Source organism: Halobacillus litoralis, assembly GCF_004101865.1.
GTDB classification, from domain to species: Bacteria; Bacillota; Bacilli; order Bacillales; family Halobacillaceae; genus Halobacillus; species Halobacillus litoralis_A.
Genome location: NZ_CP026118.1, coordinates 2,353,177 through 2,376,960 on the forward strand (window position 1 = coordinate 2,353,177; position 23,784 = coordinate 2,376,960).

Genomic DNA, 23,784 nt, shown 5'->3' on the forward strand with positions numbered 1-23,784 from the left:
CAACAAGCGCCCAATCCATGCTTTTGGATACATTGGGCGCTTATGTTTTTGTCAATCAGGCCTCGGTAAGCTGTTGTTCTTCACAAGTACGAAACGGGCTATGAAAACCATTCACAAATGGAAAAGATCGTTTGGTACGGGAGCTGAAATTGAGGCGTGTGCGCTTAAGAGTCAGAGGAGGAAAGCTAGTGAGTGAAATGTGGAATGATCGTACCCCGCCTCATAATATAGAAGCAGAACAGGCGGTTCTCGGTGCGGTCTTTTTAGAGCCTGAAGCAATGTCATCAGCCGCGGAGTATTTACTTCCAGAAGATTTTTATCGAGCTAGCCATCAGCGCATATTCGAAGTAATGCTCACCCTTTCAGATAAAGGGGAGCCGATCGATCTGGTTACCGTAACCTCGGCTCTCTCGAACAATAAGGTGTTGGAAGAAGTCGGAGGGGTTTCCTACTTAACGGATATCGCAAACTCTGTTCCTACCGCTGCCAATATTTCCTATTACACAAGTATCGTCAGCGAAAAGTCTACGCTGCGAAGTTTGATCCGCACCGCGACGAACATCGTAACCACCGGTTATGCAGAAGAAGAAGAGTTAGAAGATGTGCTCAACTCTGCAGAGAAGGATATCCTTGAAGTTTCCCAGCGTAAGAATTCGAGTGCCTTTAAAAGCATCAAAGATGTTTTGATCGATGTTTATGATAATATTGAACAATTACACCATAATGACGGAAATACAACGGGAATTCCCACTGGGTACCGGGATCTCGATCATATTACATCAGGGTTCCAGCGCAATGATCTGATTATCATCGCCGCTCGTCCTTCCATGGGTAAGACGGCCTTTGCCCTCAATATTGCTCAGAATGTCGCTGTGCATACCGATGAAAATGTCGCCATCTTCAGCTTGGAGATGGGTGCCGATCAACTGGTATCCCGTATGCTTTGCGCAGAAGGGAATATTGATGCCCAGCGCCTTCGTACCGGGAATTTAGAAACAGAGGACTGGAACAAGCTGACGATGGCAATGGGAAGTCTGTCCAACGCAGGGATTTACATTGATGATACACCAGGAGTCCGGGTCAGTGAGATCCGTTCCAAATGTCGCCGCTTAAAGCAGGAACACGGTCTTGGGATGATTTTGATCGACTATATGCAGTTGATCCAGGGGAATGGAAATTCAAAAGAAAACCGTCAGCAAGAGGTTTCCGAGATTTCCCGTTCCTTAAAAGGATTAGCCCGTGAATTGAATGTTCCGCTAATCGCTCTTTCTCAGCTTTCACGTGGAGTTGAATCAAGGCAGGATAAACGGCCGATGATGTCCGACTTGCGTGAGTCCGGGTCAATTGAGCAGGATGCGGATATCGTCGGTTTCTTGTACAGAGATGACTATTATGATCAGGAATCAGAAAACCAAAATATCATTGAAATCATTATCGCTAAGCAGCGTAATGGTCCAGTGGGTAACGTCGAGCTTGCTTTTGTGAAGGAATACAACAAGTTCGTCGACCTTGATCACAGGTACACAGATGCTGATGTGCCGCCCGCTTAGCATGAAAATGAAGACGCCCGATCAGAAATCTGACCGGGCGTCTTTTTTATGATCAACACTGCCCATCACGCCTCCCGGAGAGTCACGCTGGACAGTGGGTGATCTTAATTCAACCATTGATAGATTTTATAAGCGACTCCGTTTTGATCGTTTGTTCGGGTGATGGAATCACTTGCCTTGAGGACGCTCTCTTTGGCATTCCCCATTGCAGCAGTCTGACCAGCGATGGAAATCATCGACAGGTCATTCGGACTGTCACCGATAGCCGCTGTATTTTCAATCGGGATATCTAAATAGTCGGCCAGCTTTTGTAAGGCTGATCCTTTGGAAGCGGACCTGTGTTCGAGTTCGAAATTATGATCGGCTGAACTGACGATCGTTAAATTTTGCGACGACTGAAATTGTTCCCAGCCTTCCTGCAGTTTTTCCTCATCAAACGAAAAGGCGAGAACATTATAAACAGGGTGGTGTGCTTCGATAATATCTTTGTAGGAATCGATAGAAAAAAAGCCAGTTTGACTGAACTGCTTTTCAAGAGCGACCTCGAGCCTCTCGATATCTGAGTGAGGGTTTGCACTTCGAATGCGATCGAGCTCGATCTGAAGCAGTTCCTGGCCGTTCTGGGGTGTCAGGATGGAGGAGTCACTGAATACCTCGTAGTAAAACTCCTTAGCTTCAAGCCACTTCAAGATTTTTTCCGCGTCTTCTTCCTCGATCGGCACAGCATCAAATAAGGAACCGTCCGGTTGATGGATGGTCGCTCCGTTCGCCCCGATCACCCATGTATCAACAGGTAAATCCGCGAAAATTTGCCTGACATCAAATTCAGCCCGTCCAGTCGCAATGACGATTTCTACGTCTCTCTCTTTAGCATATTGGATAGCTTTTATGTTTTCCTCGCTGATTTGGTTTTTACTATTCAATAAGGTTCCGTCCAAATCGATGGCTATCAAGTCCATAGGTCTGACTCCTCCTCTTCCGTTACAATCAATTCTACATTGAATTTCTCCAACTGCTTTTGAAAATCCTCATTCGGGAGAAGGTCTGTAATGATGATGTCTACATCATTGAGGCTGGCAAATGAAAAGAACTCAGTGATTCCGAGTTTCGTATGGTCTGCCAGAACGATGACTTGCTCTGCCTGCTGCATCATGTTTCGTTTCACCATACCATCCTCTTCGTGACCAATGCTTAGCCCTTGCTCTGAGATGCCTACAACCCCTATGAAAGCTTTGTCGACATGATAGCTTTTCAAGCGTTCAATTACAGAGGAACCATAAAGAAATTGATGCTCCTTCTGGAGATACCCTCCGAGCAGCTGGATGGATACGTCTTCAACGTTTGATAAAATTTCTGCCTGGTGAATCGAGTTTGTGATGACTGTAATATCCATCGGTCTCATACGATTCGCACATGCCTGGACAGTTGTGGATGTGTCTAGTATGATTTTGTCCCCTGTTTGAATTAAAGAAGCAGCTTTACTGCCGATTTGCTGTTTCTCAAACGACACTGTTTTCAACCGATTTGTATAATCCTTGATCGCATTATGAGAAGTAGGCAGAATCGCCCCGCCCCTCGTACGCACAATTGCTTTTCGCTCTTCCAATTTAACTAAGTCTCTTCGTGCTGTATCCCTGGATATGTTGAACATCTCGCACATTTGATCAATGGATATACGACGATTTTCCTTTAGAAACTGGATGACTCCAATCAGCCGCTCTTCTTGGTACATGTGGAGGTCTCCTTCCATATCTCACCTTTTGTAAGTGATTATAAGTCATTATATAATTAAAATCAATTATAACTAAGTTTTCTTAAGTTTTTATAATTGTCATACGATTGTAGTATAATCGAACGATATGTAATCCGATTTATTTATCGTTCGGAAATAGCGTTGACTTTACAAAGGTAAATTGGTAAACTGACGTTGGAAATCATATAAAACAAAAATTTGGCGGAGGTGCCTTATGTCTTCAGTAGTAGTCGTCGGAACCCAATGGGGGGACGAAGGAAAAGGCAAGATTACCGATTTTCTTTCACAAAATGCCGAAGTAGTCGCCCGTTACCAGGGTGGAAATAATGCTGGTCATACAATTAAATTTGATGGAATAACTTATAAACTTCATTTGATTCCTTCTGGGATCTTTTTTGATGATAAAACCTGTGTATTAGGGAATGGGATGGTCATCGATCCGAAAGCCATGCTTGAGGAATTGAAATACCTTCATGATAAAGGCGTATCAACGGACAACCTGCGCATCAGTAACCGGGCTCACGTGATTCTCCCTTATCACTTGAAACTGGATGCTTTGCAGGAAGAAGAAAAAGGCGCCAACAAGATCGGCACAACGAAAAAAGGAATCGGCCCAGCTTATATGGATAAAGCGGCCCGTACTGGAATTCGTATCGCTGACTTGATGGATAAGGAAAGCTTCCGGGAGAAGCTCGAGCAGAACCTGGCTGAGAAAAACCGTCTTTTTGAAAAGGTTTATGAAACAGAGCCTTTCACGATTGATGAAATCTTAGAAGAGTATTACGATTATGGTCAACAAATCGCTCAATATGTATGTGATACATCTGTTGTATTGAATAACAGCCTTGATGAAGGCCGCCGCGTCCTGTTTGAAGGAGCTCAAGGTGTGATGCTGGATATCGATCAAGGAACCTACCCATTTGTCACTTCCTCCAACCCTATTGCAGGTGGAGTGACGATCGGTTCTGGTGTCGGTCCTTCTAAAATCAAGCACGTCGTAGGGGTTTCTAAAGCTTATACGACACGCGTCGGGGATGGCCCATTCCCAACCGAACTGGAAAATGAAACCGGCGATCAAATCCGTGAAGTCGGTAAAGAATACGGAACGACTACTGGCCGACCGCGCCGTGTTGGCTGGTTTGACAGTGTAGTGGTCCGTCACGCACGTCGTGTAAGCGGAATTACCGATCTATCCTTGAATTCCATTGACGTACTAACTGGAATTGAGACACTGAAGATATGTACCGCTTACAAATACCAGGGTGAAATCATGGAAGAGTTCCCTGCGAGTCTGAAGGTTCTTGCTGAATGCGAACCTGTATACGAAGAGATGCCGGGGTGGACGGAAGATATCACAGGGGCAGAATCATTGAGTGACCTTCCGGAAAATGCTCGTCACTATATCGAACGTGTGTCGCAGTTGACCGGCATTCCCTTGTCTATTTTCTCAGTTGGTCCAGACCGATCTCAAACGAACGTAGTACGCAGCGTATATAGCGAATAATAATCAACGCCTGGCTGACATAGTCAGGCGTTTTTTGTCATCAAGGAAATGTGGTATCCATCATATTCTAAAGCAAGAAACAGGAAGGGTGTTTCACGTGAAACGAATTTGCGTTTTTGCCGGATCAAGTCAGGGCAATGATCCAGCCTATTTAGAAAAGACCCAAATGCTCGGCAAGTTGTTTGCCGAGAAAGGGATTGAGCTCGTTTATGGAGGCGCGAAAAGTGGTTTGATGGGTGTGCTGGCTGATGAAGTTCTGAAAGGCGGGGGAAACGTGACCGGTATAATGCCTACCCGTTTATTTGAAAAAGAAATCATTCACCCTGATATCACCAAAATGGTTGAGGTCGAGACGTTACATGAGCGGAAATCGAAGATGAGTGAGCTTGCTGACGGGTACATCGCTTTACCTGGAGGCTTTGGTACATTTGAAGAGCTGTTTGAAACAATCAGCTGGGCCCAGATCGGTATTCATACGAAGCCGGTGGCCCTTTATAATATCAAAGGCTATTATACCCCGTTGGTCAATCTTATTGATCATGCTATTCAAGCGGGGTTTGTTCCGAAAGATAACAGAGACCTAATCATCAATTCTGATCATCCAGAAAAGCTGTTGGAGCTTATGCATCATAAAGGGTAACAGGATTATTATCCGATCTAACCTTACTGGTAATGTTAAAGTTTGTTGTTGCTTCTCACGAATGGCTTGTCGGTGGATGCTTGTCGCGGGCAATGCCTCAGCTAACTTGGTTTAAGAACACTTGACCAAGTGGATCTTCAGCTCGCGCTCTTCCCGCAGGCGTCACCACCGAACGCTCATCGTGGAATCAACAGAAGCCCATCTAAAAAGAGTGATTTCCTTTGATTTATAAAAGAAAATCACTCTGCGTGTACAAGGTCAGGTGGCGATATTCACCGTCAATATCAAAACGAATACTAAAGCTCATGGAGAAGTAAGTGCACGAATGCGCCCTCGAAATTAAAGAAGCCGAGTTGAACGAAAAAAACGTCCCACTCGGTTTTTTTTATTTGATGCATAACTCAAAAAGTTGCAGTTCTTCAGAGGCTTCGTTTAAACACGAGCCTTTATCCTAATGAATTGATAAAACAACTTAATTTTATAAAAATGAAATGAAAATAATCGCAAACAAATTAGCAATAAAATGGGAAATAGCACTTATCCAAGCATTGTTTGTTTTGTGAAATACGATGCCATACAAAATACTATTTATAAAAATGAAAAAACCATCATAACTGACTACTAAAATATTACCGAAAGTAAAATGACCGAGCGTGAATAGGATAGAGGTCAAAATTAATGTTGGAGTTATGGGCAACCATTTGCTCAATTGCTTTTGGAAAAACCCCCGCCACGCAATTTCTTCACCTAAGGCTAAAATGGCAATTTGAAGTGTCAGCAATAAAAGAGTACCTAAAGAGACAGTAAATTCTGTTCTGCCATAAACCCTCTCTATGAATTCAGGTAAGAACATGGCTGCCAATGTAATAGAAATACCATTCATAATCAAAGGTAAAACAATCCAAAGCCAAATTGATTTGTCTTTTAAATTTTTACTAATAGCTATTATATTCAGACCATTATCAGAAGCTGCGTTTTTCTCTAAAACCCTATTGATAAAGAAAAGAGCAATCCCGACAACAACTGAGATTCCAGCAATACCTAATCCAATAAAGCTGGAAAGAGAGAAAATCCCCATAGCCAGCATTGCAATTACACATATCTTTTTATTCCTAGACAAATTCCTCTCCCCACCCTGAAACCCTAAAGTTAGTCTTTTCTTGTTTATATTTAAGATCCTAATTGATTCAATACGAGCTATGTAAATTCCATCTCCAATATTAACATAAAATTACAATTCACCTGTATGATTCTCACTATTTACAAACTAAACCAAATCATAATTCATAGTCATTATGTCAATTAGGCTGCAATTCTTCGCTATTTCATCTGATGATACGCAATAAATGGTGAATAAAAATATAAGAAAAGACCAAACCCCTATACGATTTGGTCTGCAAATTAGTATGCTGTTTTGCAAGAGTCCCATCCAAACGGAACTACTAATTAATGAAAGACAGACTAGACTTTATACGTGAATGGTTTTAACAAATGCAAGACCGAGATAACGGTAGGTCACTTCAATTCTTTCTATAGACGTGTCTTCCGTTATACTAAGACCATAAATTTTCATAGGAGACTGACTTGCTGCTGCAGCCACTTTTTTTGAATCGAGAGGAGAGGTGTCAGGTCCTAAAGAGATCGTTTCATAATCTTGTAATCCTTTTTCTTCGTATAGTGCGTAAGTATCTGTAAGCATAAAACCTTTTTCTGAATCACTGATTTGCAGTTTGATATTGGATGGCGGTTGATTGTCGTTGATGGAAACATTTGTTATTTGAATGCTTCCTACTAGATTCTTGTTGCCCACCGCTACAATAACTGTATGTTTGTCTTCTGTCGTACCGATCGACCCATAAGCCAGAGGGGGGTTGATTTTTAAGTAACCGATGAAAGAGATCAATAAAAGAATGAGAACATAGGATACATAGCGTAATATCCTCTTCAAGTGGACCCTCCTTTCTTTATAAGATATTTATGATAGATAAAAAGCAATGATGTGGCCAAACTGATGATCTATGAAAATTCTATTGCGTCTATGGGGGACATGTGGTACGATAGTTATCGTTGCAGTAAACAAGTAAAGCACACTGGTCCGGTAGTTCAGTTGGTTAGAATGCCTGCCTGTCACGCAGGAGGTCGCGGGTTCGAGTCCCGTCCGGACCGCCATTTTTATTATAACACTCGCTTTGGTCGAAAACACACGTTATGTGGCGGCTGAATAACTTTATTAAAGTCGAAGTTTGAGAGAAAGCTGTTGTAGGGTTTTGTGAGTACTTCACCGAAAATTTCACTGTTATAATGGCTCGGTAGCTCAGTCGGTAGAGCAACGGACTGAAAATCCGTGTGTCGGCGGTTCGATTCCGTCCCGAGCCACTATTGAAAAGCCTGCGGTATAAATCCGCAGGCTTTTTTCGTCGTTCAAAGAATTAGAAAATAGCAGCACTGAGATGAGATTCGTGCTATGGAAAAACTCCTTACTTCGAAGGTTTGCTTAAACCTGTGGCGGCTGATCAGTAAGCTAACGTGTTTTACGTGGTGATGAAGTTATTCATGTTGGAAATTATATCATTTTGAGGAAAAGTTTAAAATGATAACCAAAATCATTGAATAAAGTTTAAATGAATAGCATTCTGTTTTTTTAATTTTTGTTACACTCCTGCAATATAATAATTACTTTTTACACTAAAAGCATAATAAAACCCCTGATTTTTCGTAATTTTGGTAAGTAAATTATATATTTATTACATCGATTGAATTTATGTTTAATCTAGGATTTTGCTATGATAAGTTAAATAAGTGAAACTATAATTATTATAAATATATATATAGATTAACAATTTCAGGAGGATTTGGGGAATGTGGAAAAAAACAGTTATTGTAGCTTTGCTTGTTATCATCCTTAGTGTAGGGACGGTTTATGCGGAAAATTCTCTTCAAACGGTTTACCACGTTTATGTTGATGATAAACCGATAGGAACGGTAGAAAATAAAGAGACGGTGAATTCCTTTTTAAATGATTATAAGAATGAAGCGGAAAAGAATCATGAGAATTGGGAATTGACCATTGATGAGAAGGTAACCTTTGAATCTGAGAAGGTTTTTTCACCTGCAAAAGAAGAAGATAAGGTTATAGAAGCGTTGAGAAAAGAGGTTTCTCTTGCGGTGGAAACGGTTCAATTGAAAGTCAGTGATCAAACGGTTGCCCATCTGCCTAATCAAGAGAAAGCCGATCAAGTCGTGAAAAAATTAAAAGAGACACATGTGAAACCGGAAATTCTTGAAAAGGTCGAAGAACGGAAAATGGAAAATGAGGCGGTAGAGGTTTCTCAAGGGGAAGAGTCTGTAGTGGATGTATGGTTAACATCTCCTCTTTCATTTGAAAAGAATAAGGTAGCCCCAACGCAAGTCAACACTGTGGAAGAAGCTGTATCGAGAATACAAAATGGCGAGAGTTTCTCCAAGGAATTGACGAAAAGCGATTTTATGAAGACTCACTCCACTGCAGATGATCTCCTTGATGCTAACAATGGGCCCCTGACTGATATCATCGTTCAAAAAAAAGAGCGAGAGGTCATAAAACTCGAACATAAAGTAGAAGTTAACAACACGGACAAACTTTATGAAGGTGAAAAGAAAGTGGAGCAAGAGGGGAAAGACGGAGAGAAAGAAATCCATAAACAAATAACCATAAGGAATGGCACCAAGGAAAAAGAAGAAACATTGAAAGAGGAAGTAATCGATGAACCAGTCAAGAAGGTCATTCTGAAAGGCACAAAAGAGATTCCTTCGAGTGGAACAGGCGATTTTGAGTGGCCGGCAGTTGGCGGGTCGATTACGAGTAAGAAAGGTGAGCGATGGGGCAGAGAGCACAAGGGCATTGATATCGCAGGTGTAGAGGACCGCACCATCAAGGCCTCCGATCATGGCGAAGTGAAGGTTGCTGAATTTCAAAGAGGATTCGGCAATAAAGTGGTGATCGACCATAAAAATGGATATGAAACGGTCTATGCCCACCTTTCCAAAATCGATGTGGAGCCTGGTCAGACAGTTACTCGTGGAGAATCCCTCGGGGTGATGGGGACGACAGGTAACTCTACAGGGGTCCATCTTCACTTTGAAATTCATGAAAAAGGAAGCGTCAAGAACCCGTTATCCTATGTATCGAAATGAATATCTCCGCTATGAATTTTTTCATAGCGGTTTTTTTCTTTTTATAGGGAAATGGTAATAGTGGGAAAAGCTTTTAGATGAAGTAAGACATTTGCCATTAAATGAGTTAAAATAAGAGAAAGAATAGAAGACGAGGAAAAGGATGTGACGGAAGATGGCGCAAAAAATCCTAGTGGTAGACGATGAAAAACCGATTGCTGATATATTGAAGTTCAATTTAGAAAAAGAAGGTTATGAAGTTGTCTGTGCCTATGATGGGGACGATGCTGTCGTTAAAACAGACGAAGAAAATCCAGAACTGATTCTATTGGATATCATGTTACCTAATAAAGACGGCAATGAAGTTTGCCGGGAAGTAAGAAAAAGACATAACATGCCGATTATTATGCTGACGGCTAAAGACGCAGAAATCGATAAAGTGCTCGGTTTAGAAATGGGGGCCGATGACTATGTAACGAAGCCTTTCAGCAATCGTGAATTGATTGCAAGGGTGAAGGCGAATTTGCGTCGTCAACAACATGAGCCTGAAGATGGTGCTCAACAAACCAAAGATATCACGATTGGCCGTTTAGCGATTCACCCTGATGCTTACACGGTCACCCGTGACGGAAATTATATTGAATTGACACACCGTGAGTTCGAATTATTACATTACCTTGCACGCCATATCGGACAGGTTATGACACGTGAGCATCTGTTGGAAACGGTGTGGGGATATGATTACTACGGTGATGTTCGTACAGTCGATGTTACAGTAAGACGTCTACGAGAGAAAATCGAGGAGAGTCCGAGCAATCCGATTTGGATCGTTACACGCCGCGGTGTAGGCTATTACTTGAGAAATCCAGAGCAGGATTAGCGTTGATGAAAAAGGTTGGTTTTTTTCAGTCGGTCAGGCTGAAATTGATTGTCGTGTACATTTTACTTCTTTTATTAGGCATCCAAGTGATTGGTGCCTATTTTGTTGATCGGTTGGAAACACAGCTCACCAGCAACTATACAAGCTCGGTGCAGGGTCAACTGAACTCACTTGCCTTCAGTTTACAAAGTGCGTTCAATACAGAGCGTAATGAAGATACAACTACTCTGGCAGCGGATGCCCAGGGACTGATCAATGACTTCGGTAGTGGAAACGAAGATATACGGAAACTTCAGGTCATTGATAGTAATCCTAATATTATTGCTTCCATCAGCCGGGATCAGGACGACCAATCGGTGATCGGGAAGAAAGTGACCGATTTAAGAATTACGAAAGTGTTTTTGTTTGGTGACCCCACAGAACCGAAAGAAATGCTTGATGAGACAAATGAACGGGTTTATGTAGGCTCGAAACCGATTGCGGATGAAACAGGGAATGAAGTTCTCGGGGTTCTCTATTATGAAGTCTATATGTCTGACATTTATAAGCAGCTCCAAGCAATCAATAGTATTTTTACAAAAGGGACGTTCCTCGCTATTGCAGTGACTGCCTTGCTTGGTATTTTGGTGGCAAGAACGATCACGAGACCGTTGACTCAAATGAAGAAACAAGCGCAAATCATGGCGACCGGAGACTTCTCGCAAAAAGTGGATGTCAAAGGAAATGACGAAATCGGACAGCTTGGCATTACCTTCAATGATCTGAACGACAAATTGAAGTTAGCCCAGGCTACAACAGAAGGAGAACGGCGAAAATTAAGTTCTGTTCTGTCGAATATGTCGGATGGGGTCATTGCTACGGATCGTCTGGGTGCCATCATCTTGATGAATGCTCCCGCCTCGAAACTGATTGGTCAATCATTTGAAGAGGTCCAGGGTCAATCGTTGGTGGATGTGCTTGATTTGAATGATCAAATTGAGGACATTGCTGAAGTGGAAGAAGCAGGATCGATGATTATCGACTTGAGCAATGAAGATACCCACTTATTATTGAAAGCGAATTTTTCTGTTGTTCAGGATGAAAATAATGAAATGAACGGTTTCATATCGGTGATCAGTGATGTAACTGAACAACAGCGGGTCGAAAAAGAAAGGCGGGAGTTTGTTTCAAACGTGTCTCATGAACTCCGAACCCCATTGACTACGATGCGCAGTTATATTGAAGCTTTAAATGATGGTGCGTGGCAGGATCCTGAAATTGCCCCAAGGTTCCTGGGTGTCACCCAGAATGAAACCGATCGGATGATCCGTCTGGTGAATGATTTATTACAGCTCACGAAGATGGATCACAAGGAGACGAGTCTTATGAAAGAGCGGGTGGAATTTGTCAGCTTTTTCGATAATATCGTCGATCGGTTTGAAATGAATAAAGATGAAAAGATGAACTTTATCCGCAGTATGTCGAATAAAAGCATGTATGTTTGGATGGATAAAGATAAAATCACGCAAGTGTTAGATAATATTATTTCCAATGCCATCAAGTATTCACCTGAAGGTGGCACCATCCGTTTCGCTGCTCAATCCACGAAAAAGCAGCTGCGGGTCAGTGTCACAGATGAAGGGATCGGCATGCCGGCGGATACGGTAGATAAGATCTTTGACCGCTTCTACCGTGTTGATAAATCCCGTGCAAGAGAAATGGGAGGCACAGGCCTGGGTCTGGCTATTGCCCGGGAAATGATTGAAGCTCACCATGGGAAGATTTGGGCGGAAAGCCAAGAAGGTAAAGGCACAACAGTTCACTTTACTCTCCCGCTCATGAACCAGAAGCGGAGGGGACAGTCATGAATATAGAAACGATGAAGTCTGTCATTTTAGTAATCTTGATTGCTTTCAGTCTGGTTTTGTCGGTCGCGTTGTGGAATTATCAGCCGGAGACTGAAACGGTGGATGATGATGGGCTAATTGAAGATACCCAATTGGATGAAGACATTGGTGGCGAACAAACGATACCCGGTCTCGTCATCCCTGATCAAGTTGTCTTCCACGAAGAAGGGACCTCTTACTCTTTCAAAGATTCAGATGATGAATGGTCCTTTTTTCAACAAATCCAGGAATGGGAATTATCAGCGATGGACTTGAATCCGGATCCTATAAACTTTGAAAATCACGAAAATGCTGTCGAAGTTATTTTTCCTACTACAATCCCGCTGCAGACAGTGGGCGATCTGTTCATGGCAGATCGGGAACTGTTGGGGAATACGACTCAGTCCTTTGATCGGATGTTCTTAGTCCATCATGCAAATGATCAACCTCCGACATCCTATGAACTGTGGTTTGTCGATTCTGAGGGAGATGGGGATATTGCTAAGTTGCAGGCGACCATATCAGCAAGCGCCGGGGAGCGGGCGTTAAGTGTGTTGAGTAATAAAGACGAACTCCAGGAGCAGGTCCGGGTGGCAGATGCCTTTGGTAATGAGGAAACAGAAGGGATGGGGGCTCAACATATTTACCTTCCTAAAGAGGAAGTTTCCATCCCGAGGGTTGTACTCCAACAAACAGAGTCCATCCCGGTTACTCCGTTGCGAAATGACCTTTTCCCATCTCCGGATCTGGTGTCTATTTATAATACGAACAGTGGAGCAAGACGAGCCAAAACTGCTGAACGCCAGCTGGATGCTATTGATGAGCGGCGGATGGAATATGTGGTGATGATTCCTAATAGTGCGAATTCGAGCAATTTGGGGAGTTATGAGTTACTCACGAAAAGTGTTGAAGATGTGAACAGCCATTTAGGCTGGACCAATGATTTTCGGTTGAATGAATTGTTGTCGTACCAGAACTTGAATCAGGTGCAGTATCGTATGTATCATAATGACCTGCCCATCATGGAGAACCAGGATACTACAGGGTTAGCGAATATATTACTCAGTTATGAGCAAGGGGAGATCCAAACTTATAATCGTCCACTGATCAAGTTCGAGTCGGTGAATGAACAAGTTCTGGGGAACATTCCCTCTGGTGAAGAGGTACTGGAAGATCTCCAGCAGTCGGGAAATTATGACCTTGAAGACATTCAAGGTCTTGAAATAAGATACAAATTGGAAGAACAGAATAACAGGTTAGTGTTCAATCTGATACCGAAATGGTATATCCAGACCAGCACAGGCAGTTGGAATGAGTTATATGGTGAAAATCTGACAATGCAGAATGAAGAAGTTTCGTAACTAAGGAGGCAGCAGAGATGCAGTGGGGTCAAATAAAAATATTGTTCATTCTCAGCTTTCTGGTTCTCGATCTTTTTCTCCTGCAGCAATTTTTATCTAAGCAGAGTGAAGATGAATTAGGGCAGATTTCGACTGTCGCTGAAGATATTGAAACAGCTCTGGAAAACAATGACATCACTATAGCGGAGGATGCGATTCCTGAGGTGACCGAGGTGGCTGGGCTGAAATCCAAAGAAGGTGGATTTTCCGAAGACATTTTATCTCAGATCGAGGAAATCGATGACAGCGAGCAACAGGTGGAAGTTGAGAATGACCGTGTACTGAAGGTGACTCTTGATGAGCCTGTCGAGGTGAACGAGGATAACATCATAAACAAAGTGAATTCCATCGTACCCTTTGGAGCTCAATACTCGTATTGGGGCTGGAATGAGGAGGAAGGGACTGCTTTGTTCTTCCAAATCGCTAATGATCGAACCGTGTATTTTAATGAGGGCGGCTATTTACTTGTCAATATTGCCGATGGTGAGATTACAGGTTATGTAGCCACATTACTGAATTTTTCAGATACTGAGGAGGACACGGCGGTTTCGAGTCCTGAGCAGATCATTGCTCCCTTGAGTGCGATTAACACATTGTACACAGCCGGTTATATTGAAGAGGGAGATGAAGTTACATCAATGAGTGTCGGTTATCACAGCAGCTTCAATTTAGTCCCGGGTGAAGAGAATGGTCCGCAGGTATTTGCGCCGACCTGGAAAGTAACCGTCAATGACGAAAAGAATCTGTTCCTCTATGCGATCAGTGGGACATTTATTGAGAGTGATGAAACTGGATTCATCGAAGATTTAATCGGGAAGTATGATGTGATCCAGGGGGAAGTTGAATCAGATACAATAGAGGAGAACGAAACGAGTGAAACAAATTAAATGGAGTGTATTGAATGACCTTGAAGTTTAGTGTGCTGGCTTCGGGCAGTACAGGAAATGCTTTTTATATAGAATCAGGGGAAGAAAAGATTCTGATAGATGCAGGTTTGAGTGGAAAGAAAATTGAAGGATTATTGGAGCAGGTCAATGTAGACCCCCATTCCTTGTCTAGAATTTTAGTGACGCACGAGCATAGTGATCATATCAAAGGACTTGGAATAATGGCTCGTCGTTATCACCTGCCGATTTATGCAAATGAGAAGACGTGGGATGCGATGGAAGGACAATTGGGGAAACTGTCACTTGATCAAAAGTTCCATTTCTCTATGGAAGAAACGCAGACCTTCGGGGGAATCGATGTGGAGTCTTTTGCTGTTTCCCATGATGCAGCAGACCCGATGTTTTTCACGTTCCACCAAGATGGAAAAAAGGTGGCGCTGGTCACTGATTTAGGGTATGTATCAGAACGGATCAAGAAGACGGTTGAAGGTGCGGATGCTTACATCTTTGAATCGAATCACGATGTCAGCATGCTCCGAATGGGGCGTTACCCATGGAATGTGAAACGGCGTATCCTCGGGGACTCAGGACACGTCTCCAATGAAGATTGTGCCCTCGCCTTGACAGATGTGATTACAGATCAGACCAAACGTATCTATTTAGCGCATTTGAGTCTTGATAACAATATGAAGGACCTTGCACATATGTCTGTAAAGAACGTGTTGGAAGAACGCGGTTTCGAACTCGGCACCCGTATTCAATTGCATGACACCGATCCTAAAGAAGCAACGCCGATCTTTGAGGTTTAAATGCTGTTAAAAAGTGAAGAATAAGGAAACAATACCTAAGAAACTATGAGGAACGAAAGAAAGGTAAGGTGAACAGGCGTGGGCTATTATGATGATCATTCACCAGCCACTCGACAAAAGAAGCATCGCCGGCGCTGGGTCATGCCGACAATCGTCGGGGGGATCCTGGGGGCTGTGCTTGTCTTGTTGGCTCTTCCTGCTCTAGTCCAAACAGAATTGTTACCGTATGACATTACGATTCCAGAAGACGAAAGCGGCCTCGTCCAGGACGATCAAAACCTGACAGGGAACACCACCAAAAACGTGGAACTGGATGTTAAGACACAAATCACCGACGTTGTGGAAAAAGTCACCCCTTCAGTTGTGGGTGTCGTCAATATCCAATCTCAGGAGAACTTTTGGCAGCAGAACAATTCGTCTCATCAAGGAGGAGTAGGTTCTGGTGTCATTTACAAAAAGGAAGATGGAACAGCCTATGTTGTGACGAACAATCATGTCATTGAAGGAGCCAGTGAAATTGAAGTCGTCCTTGCTGATGAAACACGGATTAAAGCACAGCTGGTAGGGAGTGACGTCTTCACTGATTTAGCCGTATTGAAAATGCCTAGTGAACAAGTCAAACATGTAGCTGAGCTTGGGAGTTCAGCAAATTTGAAAGTTGGCGAACCGGCGATCGCCATTGGTAATCCACTCGGGTTAAGCTTTGCAGGATCGGTGACCCAGGGGATCATTAGTGGGAAAGAACGCGCGATTCCCCAGGACTTTAATGGAGATGGGTTGGATGATTGGCAAGCAGAAGTCATTCAAACAGATGCGGCTATCAACCCAGGGAATAGTGGGGGAGCCTTAATCAACATTGATGGTCAACTGATTGGAATCAACTCAATGAAAATCGCTCAATCAGCTGTCGAAGGTATCGGTTTTGCGATACCGATCGATGCAGCGGAGCCGATCATTGAAGAGCTTGAAAAGCATGGACAGGTGAATCGTCCATATATCGGTGTAGAAGCCTATGGTCTCAACGAAGTACCTACCTCTGAATGGGACAGTACCCTTAACCTTCCAGAGGACGTAGAGGGAGGCTTATATATCCGTAGCATTCGTCAAATGTCCCCAGCTGCAAAAGCAGGATTGGAGCCCCTTGATGTCATCACAGAGCTCGATGGTGAGCCCGTAGAAAATATCATTGATTTACGTAAATATTTGTACAATGAGAAAGATCCGGGTGATGATTTAGAGATCGCTTATTATCGTGATGGAGAACGTAATACAACTACGATTACCCTCGGTTCCCAGGAATGATGTATGAAAGAAAAGAGTATCCTCTTCAGGGTACTCTTTTTACGTCAAAAATCGACTTTATTCGTGAAATTCCCCCTTCATGTTGTCCACAGGCTGTGAATAGTTTTCTGGATAAGTCACATATATGGTGGCGAACATATTTTCTACCACCATATAGCTTAGAGTGTTGTGTATATGTGGATAGATTTTGTGGATAACCTGTTTATAGCTCGGGGATAGCTGTGAATATCAGAATATTACCAAGTTTTGTGCATAAGTCTGTGGATGATTGTGGGTAACTATTATCGTTAGTAGTTAATTTTCCACATGTGCACAAATTCAAACGCTTTTTTTGAAGGCATATAGGCTGAGAAAGATATTTTTCCAACGCTATATTTTGTCTAATTATAACGTCTTTCGATACTTCGTTGGCTGCGGGTGGGAAGAACCGATGTGCTAGGGTGTTATTCCATTGATAATCCCTGCGTTATTGGTGAATCGTTAGGAATTTCGAGAGGGCTTCCTTTCCATATTCAGCCCTGGTTTCGTACAATAGGGGTAAAGAGGAGGGGGATACATATGATTGATTTGAGAAGTGATACTGTAACAAAGCCGACTATGGCCATGCGGCAGGCCGCGTTGGAAGCAGAGGTCGGGGATGATGTATATGAAGAAGACCCGACCGTGAAGAAATTAGAAGCGAAGGCTGCAGAGATGTTGGGAAAAGATGCGGCTTTATTTGTGACGAGTGGAACACAGGGGAATCAGATTGCCGTTTTGACTCATTGTAATCCTGGCGATGAAGTGCTTCTTGAAGCGAATGCCCACCTTTTTTTATACGAAGGAGCCTCGATGTCGGCTCTTGCAGGCGTCCAACCGCGGACGATAACAGGGCAAAAAGGTGCAATGGATCCTGCAGAGATAAAGACGGCTATTCGGCCGGATGATATCCATTTCCCTGAGACAGGATTGATTTGTTTGGAAAACACTCACAACAAAGCAGGAGGCACAGTGGTTCCGCTAGAAAATATGCAAACCATATACGAAATTGCACGGGAGCACTCGATTCCGGTTCATTTAGACGGAGCCCGTCTGTTTAATGCCTCAATTGCGTCGGGAATTTCCTTGAAGAGCTACGGGGATCAGACCGATACGATTCAAGTCTGTTTATCAAAAGGTCTCGGAGCTCCTGTAGGTTCGGTTATTGCTGGATCCACAGATTTTATCAGGAAAGCGCGTAAATGGCGGAAAAGGCTTGGTGGCGGGTTGCGTCAGGTCGGAATGATCGCAGCCCCTGCTTATGTCGCCCTCACGGAAATGGTCGACCGATTAGCTGATGATCATGAGCATGCGCGACGTTTAGCTTCCGGATTAAGTGAAGTGAAAGGTTTGCAGGTGGAAGAGGTCGAAACAAACATCGTCCTTGCTCATGTGGGAGGTACGGGAAGGACAGCCGCTGAGTTTCTGGAAGAGTTGAAAGTCGATGATATTCTTGCAGTCCCTTTTGGACCTGAAACTGTTCGTTTTGTCACCAATTACGATGTAAATGAAGCAGCTATTGAAACAGTGATTCACCGTATTCAATTACGATACAAAGACGCATAAATCATTGTTCGAAGAATAGAATGATAAAAATAGCCTCCCCTCATGTGAGAAGGATTCCAATGGTTCAGTCGGGGTTATGAGATATGAATAAACCTTTGGAGGTGGCTTCGATAGCGAAGATCCAGGGAAGTCAGCAAGTAAAGAAACGTCCATCCGTTTATGACGAAGGCTTCGCTGAAATGTTTGATAAGGACCGGTTTGTGGATGGTATCCCGCTTGATGAGCTGGGCAGGCACTTGAGAAGAACGAAAAAGTATGGAAAATTGAATCGCAGGCAAAAGTGACAAAACCCCCATGGCCCATGGGGGTTTTGTTCTAATACCGGAAATTAAACCTGTGAATATCATATGCTTCAAAAGCCGACTAAGGTGTTTATACTTTGCTTATCCTAGAGGCTGAGGGACAGGTACTGGTTCATTTGATTGAGCTTCTAATCCAGCTTTGTTAAGAAAATTCCAGGGCTGGTTGAAATGTGGTTGGAAGAAAAAATCTGTATAAGCAAGTTCGTCGATGGTCATTCCTGATTGAATGCAGACGCTCATCGTATTGATGGATTGAGTGACATCTGCTTTAGAAATCACCTGAGCACCAAGGATACAGCGAGTTTGAGGGTCGATGGCCACTTTTAACTTGACGTTTTCAGATGTCGGCATGAAAGCAGGGCGGTGGGTATCTTCAATTGTGATGCTTTTCACATGCATGCCTGTAAGTTTGACTGATGTTTCAGTCAATCCAGTAGATGCCATGTTCAAATCGTAAATGTGAAGTCCGGATGTCCCTTGTGTCCCGACATGCTTCATAGTCGGCTCCATCAAATTGCGAGCGACGAGCGTTCCCATACGAACAGCATTGGTAGCGAGCGGGATATACGCATGCCCACCGGTCGGATTATATTTCACAGCACAGCAGTCCCCCGCAGCATAGATGGATGGATCACTTGTCTGCATATACTCATCTACTTTGATTGCGCCGTTTTCAAGCATGTCGATTTTTCCTCTTAATAAATCGGTATTCGGACGGAAACCAACACACATGATTACGAGGTCTGTCTCATAAGCCCCTTCATTTGTTATGACTTTATTTACATGCCCTTCGCTACCTTCAAAACACTTCACGGTTTCATTCATGCACAAAGTGATGTTGCGTGTCTTTAATTCTTCTTCTACGATATTCGTGAATTCTTCGTCTAAATATTTATTCAGGATACGATCCGCCCCATCTATGAGCGTCACTTCTTTTCCTGCTTTTTCGAAAGCTTCGACAAGTTCAACACCAATATACCCCGCACCGACGACCGTTACTTTTTGGGCATGCTGGGAACGTTCAATGATCGTATTAGCCTGGTGGTAGTTTTTCGCTAGTAAAATATTTTCGAGATCAATGCCTTCAATAGGAGGTGTAACAGGCCAGGATCCTGTCGTGATCACTAATTTATCGTAATGATCGTAGATTTGTTCTCCTGTTATAAGGTTGATGGCTGCAATCGTTTTGCGGACTGGATCAATCTTTTTCACGTCATGCTGCACCTTCATCGTCACACCAAGCTTTTGCAGCTGTTCTGGAGAAGAATAGAACAACCCCTCTGCGTCATTAACGACTCCTCCTACATATAGAGCCAGACCACAAGATAAAAATGATACATTATCGTTCCGTTCGTAAACCGTGATGTCGGCTTCAGGGTATAAGTTAGCCATATTTGTGACCGCAGCTGTACCTGCGTGTGTACTTCCGATAACAGCAATTTTCATGAGTGGTTCCTCCTTGGTTTTTCATGCGGAATATTTTGTGAAACATTTCACATGTTTAATATAGTTTTATTATATAGGCGGAAGAGAAAAGACACAACCCCTTTTGATCAATGTTTCACAAAATAATTCAACCCGGAATGTTTTGGCTATTGGAACTTTATTCCACCTCAGGTCATCCAGATTCTGGATGACCTGAGGTGACAAGAAAAGGTAATTTCTATCCGTGTATGGTAAATTATAAGAATGGTAGTACGTTAGAAGGGGGAATGGAAATGGATGTACGTTTTCAAGTGGGGAAGCAGAGGTTCAACTTCCGGTCTGCGGGGATCCTGATCGAGAATGGTCATGTATTATTACATAAGGAAATCAGTGCTCCTCACTGGGTTCTTCCTGGAGGAGGCATAGAGATGGGCGAGCCTTCGGAAGAGAGTATAGTGAGAGAAATGAAAGAGGAGCTCGGGTACGCTGTGAAAGCCGGACATGTCCCCTGGATCGCTGAGAATTTCTTTGAATATGAAGGCGAAGCGATGCATGAATTAGGATTCTACTATATACTTACCTCTCCTGTTTCACATTTTCAGGAAGGTGTCTTCCATGGTTTAGAAGGAGAACGGTTGATTTATCAATGGCTGCCGATTGATCGTCTGGAAAACTATGAACTTATGCCTCCTTTCCTGACCGGGGCCTTAAAGGACATCCCTGAAGCAACGAAGCACGTGCTCGTCCAGCGTTGAAAACCATCTTTGTTCTAAGCTAAATGACCAGCTCGTACAATAGCATGAGTGCATATATTGCGGAGGTGAAGAAGTGAAGAAAAGGTTCGTCATCTGGACGCTGATTTTGTTCAGCCTTTATGGTCTCTTGCTGGGCCTGTATTTTTTCCAATGGACAGGTGTCGGTGTGCCTCCGGCTTATGAAGGGACGGCGGCCGATCCTGCAACCTTCATGACCGATCGGGAATTGCAGTTAAGTCAGGAATATTCAAGGTATCAGAATTTCCTCTCCTTTCTCGGAGAGCCGCTTGAATGGATCATTTACCTTGGGGTGATGGTGTTTGGAGTATCGCTGGTCTTCAAAAATTTCGGCGAGCGGATTTCACGATTTTCTTTTGTGCAAATTCCGATGTTCGTCCTGCTGCTCTCCACACTGACCTCGATTTTACTTTTTCCACTGGACTATGCCAGGAGGTGGCTGTCGGTCGAATACGGAATCTCCACGCAAAGTTTTTCCAGCTGGATGCGTGATGAGCTGATCGGCTTCTGGGTCGGCTATGTGATCATGGCTCTATTGATTACGGTGTTGTACTTCTTAATGAGGAAGTTCCAGAAGCGCTGGTGGCTGTTCGCGTGGGTACTGATGATTCCGTTTCTGATCTTCATGATGTACCTGCAGCCTGTCGTCATCGATCCTCTTTATAATGATTTCACGGAGCTTCAGGACAAGCAGCTGGAAGAAAAAATCCTCACCCTTGCTGATGAAGCGGAAATTCCGGCTGAGCGTGTCTATGAAGTGAACATGTCTGAGAAAACGAACAGTATGAACGCTTATGTGAACGGAATCGGCTCAAATTTGCGCATTGTACTTTGGGATACGACACTGGAGCGGCTCCAGGACAAGGAAGTTTTATTCATCATGGCCCATGAAATCGGTCACTACGTGATGAACCACTTGTATTGGAATTTGGCTGGTGTCATTGTCGCCACATTCTTCGGTCTTTATTTCACCTATCACTTGATGAAATGGTCTGTGCGGAAATGGGGAGGCAAGTTTGGTTTTTCGAAGATTTCGGACATTGCCACCCTGCCATTGTTTTATTTGATCTTAACGATACTTTCTTTTGTGTCCAGTCCAGTGGAATTGGCGATATCCAGAAACGCCGAAACGGATGCAGACAGGTATGCGATTGAAATGACACAGGATCCTGAAGCTGCCATCGGCTCCTTTCAAGAACTCACTGTCAACGGGTTGAGTGATGTGAACCCGCCGGCACTCGTGAAATATCTCCGGTATGGCCATCCGACGATGATGGAGCGGATCCACATGCTCGAAAGCTATCAGGATGTAGAAATCAAAAAAGAGTGAGTAGTCATATGGTATTTAATTCCACCTCAAGTCATCCAAATAATGGATGACTTGAGGTGACATTTTTTACATGCCTTCCGGTTATCGTCTAGTAAGCGGCGGCGGCTTCTGATAAACTTTGATTAACACTGTAAACGCTATCAGACAATCGGATGTTCAGGAGTGTGAGCCGATGCTTTCTTTATTAGAAGACTATCGTAACAATGTACTGGAAACACTTTTCGGAAATGTTGAGCACTGTATCGTCGTCGTAGATCCAGAAGGAAAGGTTTCATATATGAATGAAAGCTACTGCCGCTTTCTGACCGTAGATCAAGAGGTGATTACGGGACAGCATGTGACGGATGTGATTGAAAACACACGGATGCATATCGTCGTCGAGACAGGAAAAGAAGAAATGGCCGACTTGCAGCAGATCCGGGGCGATTATATGGTCGCTCACCGCATCCCTTTATGGGAAGACGGGGAAGTGATCGGTGCCCTCGGCATGGTTCTGTTCCGCGACACCGATGAATGGAAAATCATGAATTCCCATATTAAAGACCTCCTGCTCGAACTTGAAACGTACCGCAGTCAAATGCAGCAGCAGAACGGAGCCAAATACTCGCTGCATGATATCATTACCAGCTCCCCAGAGGTTCTGCAATTGAAGGAAAAAATCCGTAAAACAGCCCATAGTGATGTTTCCGTCTTATTGCGCGGGGAAAGCGGGACAGGCAAAGAGCTGTTCGCTCACAGCATCCACCATTTGAGTGAACGCAGCACGAAACCTTTCGTAAAAGTGAACTGTGCGGCTATCCCGGAGCACCTGATCGAAGCGGAGCTTTTCGGCTATCAAGAAGGCGCATTTACTGGTGCAAAAAAAGGTGGAAAGCCAGGGAAGTTCCAGCTCGCTCACGGCGGGACGCTTTTCCTGGATGAGATCGGCGATATGCCTCTTCATGCGCAAGTGAAAATATTGCGAGCGCTGCAGGAAGGCGAGGTAGAAGCGGTCGGAGCGGTCCATCCGCAAGAAGTGGATGTCCGGATCGTCGCTGCTACTAATCAGTCACTGGAGTCGATGATCAAGGAACAGCGTTTTCGTGAGGATCTCTTTTACCGCATCAATGTCGTTCAAATCGACATCCCCCCACTCAGAGAACGGAAGAACGATATCAAGATTCTTTCCAAATACCTGCTGCAAAAAGTGGGCGACCGTACAGGGAAACGCGTGCAGGGTTTTTCTCAGGCAGTGGATAATCTTTTTCAAAAGTATCGCTGGCCGGGGAATGTGAGGGAACTTGAAAATGTCATCGAATCGTCCGTCCACATGACCGATAATGAAACCATTGATTTTAGAGACCTCCCTCATCACCTCCATCCGGATGGCCCAGTCACCTCTGAAGGCCAGTCATTGAAAGAAATCGTCGAGCAAACGGAAAAACGAGCTGTCCTTAAAGCATTAGAAGAAACAGATGGCGACAAGAGTGCCGCTGCAAAGCAGCTGGGCATCGGAAAATCGAGCCTTTATGAAAAAGTGAAAAAGTATGATCTCTGACCATTCCAGAATTCAAGAAACCATTCCGAAATTCTGGAATGGTTCTTTTTTATGCATTTATGTAAGGGTTTTCATTTTATCCATCTTCACG

20 protein-coding genes and 2 tRNA genes are annotated in these 23,784 nt (G+C 43.6%); 17 read left to right on the forward strand and 5 right to left on the reverse strand.

Annotated elements, in window-relative coordinates; translation table 11 throughout:
• The first annotated feature begins 188 nt into the window (after window positions 1-188).
• On the forward strand, window positions 189-1,550 hold the full coding sequence (gene dnaB, locus HLI_RS11995) for a replicative DNA helicase (RefSeq protein ID WP_128525179.1): 1,362 nt from the start codon (window positions 189-191) through the stop codon (window positions 1,548-1,550).
• Window positions 1,551-1,654: 104 nt separating this feature from the next.
• On the opposite strand, the gene HLI_RS12000 is transcribed toward dnaB, so the two are convergent.
• Entirely contained in the window at window positions 1,655-2,509 is an 855-nt protein-coding gene (locus tag HLI_RS12000; RefSeq protein ID WP_128525180.1) for a Cof-type HAD-IIB family hydrolase, read from the reverse strand.
• On the reverse strand, window positions 2,500-3,282 hold the full coding sequence (locus tag HLI_RS12005; protein WP_128525181.1) for a DeoR/GlpR family DNA-binding transcription regulator: 783 nt from the start codon (window positions 3,280-3,282) through the stop codon (window positions 2,500-2,502). Before HLI_RS12005 ends, HLI_RS12000 begins: the two co-directional genes overlap by 10 nt.
• A gap of 235 nt (window positions 3,283-3,517) precedes the next feature.
• Here HLI_RS12005 and HLI_RS12010 point away from each other — a divergent pair, with 235 nt between their 5' ends.
• Window positions 3,518-4,807 (forward strand): adenylosuccinate synthase, encoded by a 1,290-nt coding sequence (locus HLI_RS12010; RefSeq protein WP_128525182.1) that lies wholly within the window; start codon window positions 3,518-3,520, stop codon window positions 4,805-4,807.
• Window positions 4,808-4,904: 97 nt separating this feature from the next.
• Window positions 4,905-5,447: an LOG family protein gene (locus HLI_RS12015; RefSeq protein WP_128525183.1), complete on the forward strand. Its 543-nt coding sequence runs from the start codon at window positions 4,905-4,907 to the stop codon at window positions 5,445-5,447.
• Window positions 5,448-5,925: 478 nt separating this feature from the next.
• On the opposite strand, the gene HLI_RS12020 is transcribed toward HLI_RS12015, so the two are convergent.
• Window positions 5,926-6,567: a CPBP family intramembrane glutamic endopeptidase gene (locus tag HLI_RS12020; protein ID WP_128525184.1), complete on the reverse strand. Its 642-nt coding sequence runs from the start codon at window positions 6,565-6,567 to the stop codon at window positions 5,926-5,928.
• A 348-nt stretch (window positions 6,568-6,915) separates the two neighbouring features.
• Entirely contained in the window at window positions 6,916-7,395 is a 480-nt protein-coding gene (locus tag HLI_RS12025) for a hypothetical protein (RefSeq protein WP_128525185.1), read from the reverse strand.
• Window positions 7,396-7,539: 144 nt separating this feature from the next.
• Here HLI_RS12025 and HLI_RS12030 point away from each other — a divergent pair.
• The 11 genes from HLI_RS12030 to HLI_RS12080 all read left to right on the forward strand — a co-directional run bounded on the left by HLI_RS12030 (window position 7,540) and on the right by HLI_RS12080 (window position 18,610).
• Window positions 7,540-7,616 (forward strand) — tRNA-Asp (locus tag HLI_RS12030).
• Between the two features lie 134 nt (window positions 7,617-7,750).
• A tRNA-Phe gene (locus HLI_RS12035) sits at window positions 7,751-7,823 on the forward strand.
• 483 nt (window positions 7,824-8,306) lie between these two features.
• The gene (locus HLI_RS12040; RefSeq protein WP_128525186.1) at window positions 8,307-9,620 is read left to right on the forward strand and encodes a peptidoglycan DD-metalloendopeptidase family protein; all 1,314 of its coding nucleotides are present in this window, start codon (window positions 8,307-8,309) and stop codon (window positions 9,618-9,620) included.
• 154 nt (window positions 9,621-9,774) lie between these two features.
• Window positions 9,775-10,479, forward strand: coding sequence for a response regulator YycF (yycF, locus tag HLI_RS12045; RefSeq protein WP_128525187.1), 705 nt, complete (start codon window positions 9,775-9,777; stop codon window positions 10,477-10,479).
• Window positions 10,480-10,484: 5 nt separating this feature from the next.
• On the forward strand, window positions 10,485-12,326 hold the full coding sequence (gene walK / locus HLI_RS12050) for a cell wall metabolism sensor histidine kinase WalK (protein WP_128525188.1): 1,842 nt from the start codon (window positions 10,485-10,487) through the stop codon (window positions 12,324-12,326).
• Complete coding sequence (locus tag HLI_RS12055) at window positions 12,323-13,705, forward strand: YycH family regulatory protein (RefSeq protein WP_128525189.1); 1,383 nt, start codon at window positions 12,323-12,325, stop codon at window positions 13,703-13,705. The genes walK and HLI_RS12055 overlap by 4 nt, the downstream gene beginning before the upstream one ends.
• Before the next feature lie 17 nt (window positions 13,706-13,722).
• Entirely contained in the window at window positions 13,723-14,631 is a 909-nt protein-coding gene (locus tag HLI_RS12060; protein WP_128525190.1) for a two-component system regulatory protein YycI, read from the forward strand.
• A gap of 14 nt (window positions 14,632-14,645) precedes the next feature.
• Complete coding sequence (locus HLI_RS12065; RefSeq protein ID WP_128525191.1) at window positions 14,646-15,440, forward strand: MBL fold metallo-hydrolase; 795 nt, start codon at window positions 14,646-14,648, stop codon at window positions 15,438-15,440.
• A 78-nt stretch (window positions 15,441-15,518) separates the two neighbouring features.
• On the forward strand, window positions 15,519-16,742 hold the full coding sequence (locus HLI_RS12070; protein ID WP_128525192.1) for a S1C family serine protease: 1,224 nt from the start codon (window positions 15,519-15,521) through the stop codon (window positions 16,740-16,742).
• 558 nt (window positions 16,743-17,300) lie between these two features.
• A complete protein-coding gene (gene ltaE, locus HLI_RS12075) occupies window positions 17,301-18,326 on the forward strand; it encodes a low-specificity L-threonine aldolase (RefSeq protein WP_128525193.1) in 1,026 nt (341 codons plus the stop codon).
• Window positions 18,327-18,409: 83 nt separating this feature from the next.
• Window positions 18,410-18,610 carry a hypothetical protein gene (locus HLI_RS12080; RefSeq protein WP_128525194.1) on the forward strand — a complete coding sequence of 67 codons (201 nt, stop codon included), beginning with the start codon at window positions 18,410-18,412 and terminating at the stop codon, window positions 18,608-18,610.
• Window positions 18,611-18,709: 99 nt separating this feature from the next.
• On the opposite strand, the gene HLI_RS12085 is transcribed toward HLI_RS12080, so the two are convergent.
• Window positions 18,710-20,074: an FAD-dependent oxidoreductase gene (locus tag HLI_RS12085; RefSeq protein WP_128525195.1), complete on the reverse strand. Its 1,365-nt coding sequence runs from the start codon at window positions 20,072-20,074 to the stop codon at window positions 18,710-18,712.
• 272 nt (window positions 20,075-20,346) lie between these two features.
• On the opposite strand from HLI_RS12085, the gene HLI_RS12090 reads away from it, so the two are divergent.
• The 3 genes from HLI_RS12090 (at window position 20,347) to HLI_RS12100 (ending at window position 23,693) form a co-directional block, all read left to right on the forward strand.
• Window positions 20,347-20,808 (forward strand): NUDIX hydrolase, encoded by a 462-nt coding sequence (locus HLI_RS12090; RefSeq protein ID WP_241655839.1) that lies wholly within the window; start codon window positions 20,347-20,349, stop codon window positions 20,806-20,808.
• Between the two features lie 73 nt (window positions 20,809-20,881).
• A complete protein-coding gene (locus HLI_RS12095) occupies window positions 20,882-22,156 on the forward strand; it encodes a M48 family metallopeptidase (RefSeq protein ID WP_128525196.1) in 1,275 nt (424 codons plus the stop codon).
• 172 nt (window positions 22,157-22,328) lie between these two features.
• Entirely contained in the window at window positions 22,329-23,693 is a 1,365-nt protein-coding gene (locus tag HLI_RS12100; protein ID WP_128525197.1) for a sigma-54 interaction domain-containing protein, read from the forward strand.
• The last annotated feature ends 91 nt before the right edge of the window (window positions 23,694-23,784 follow it).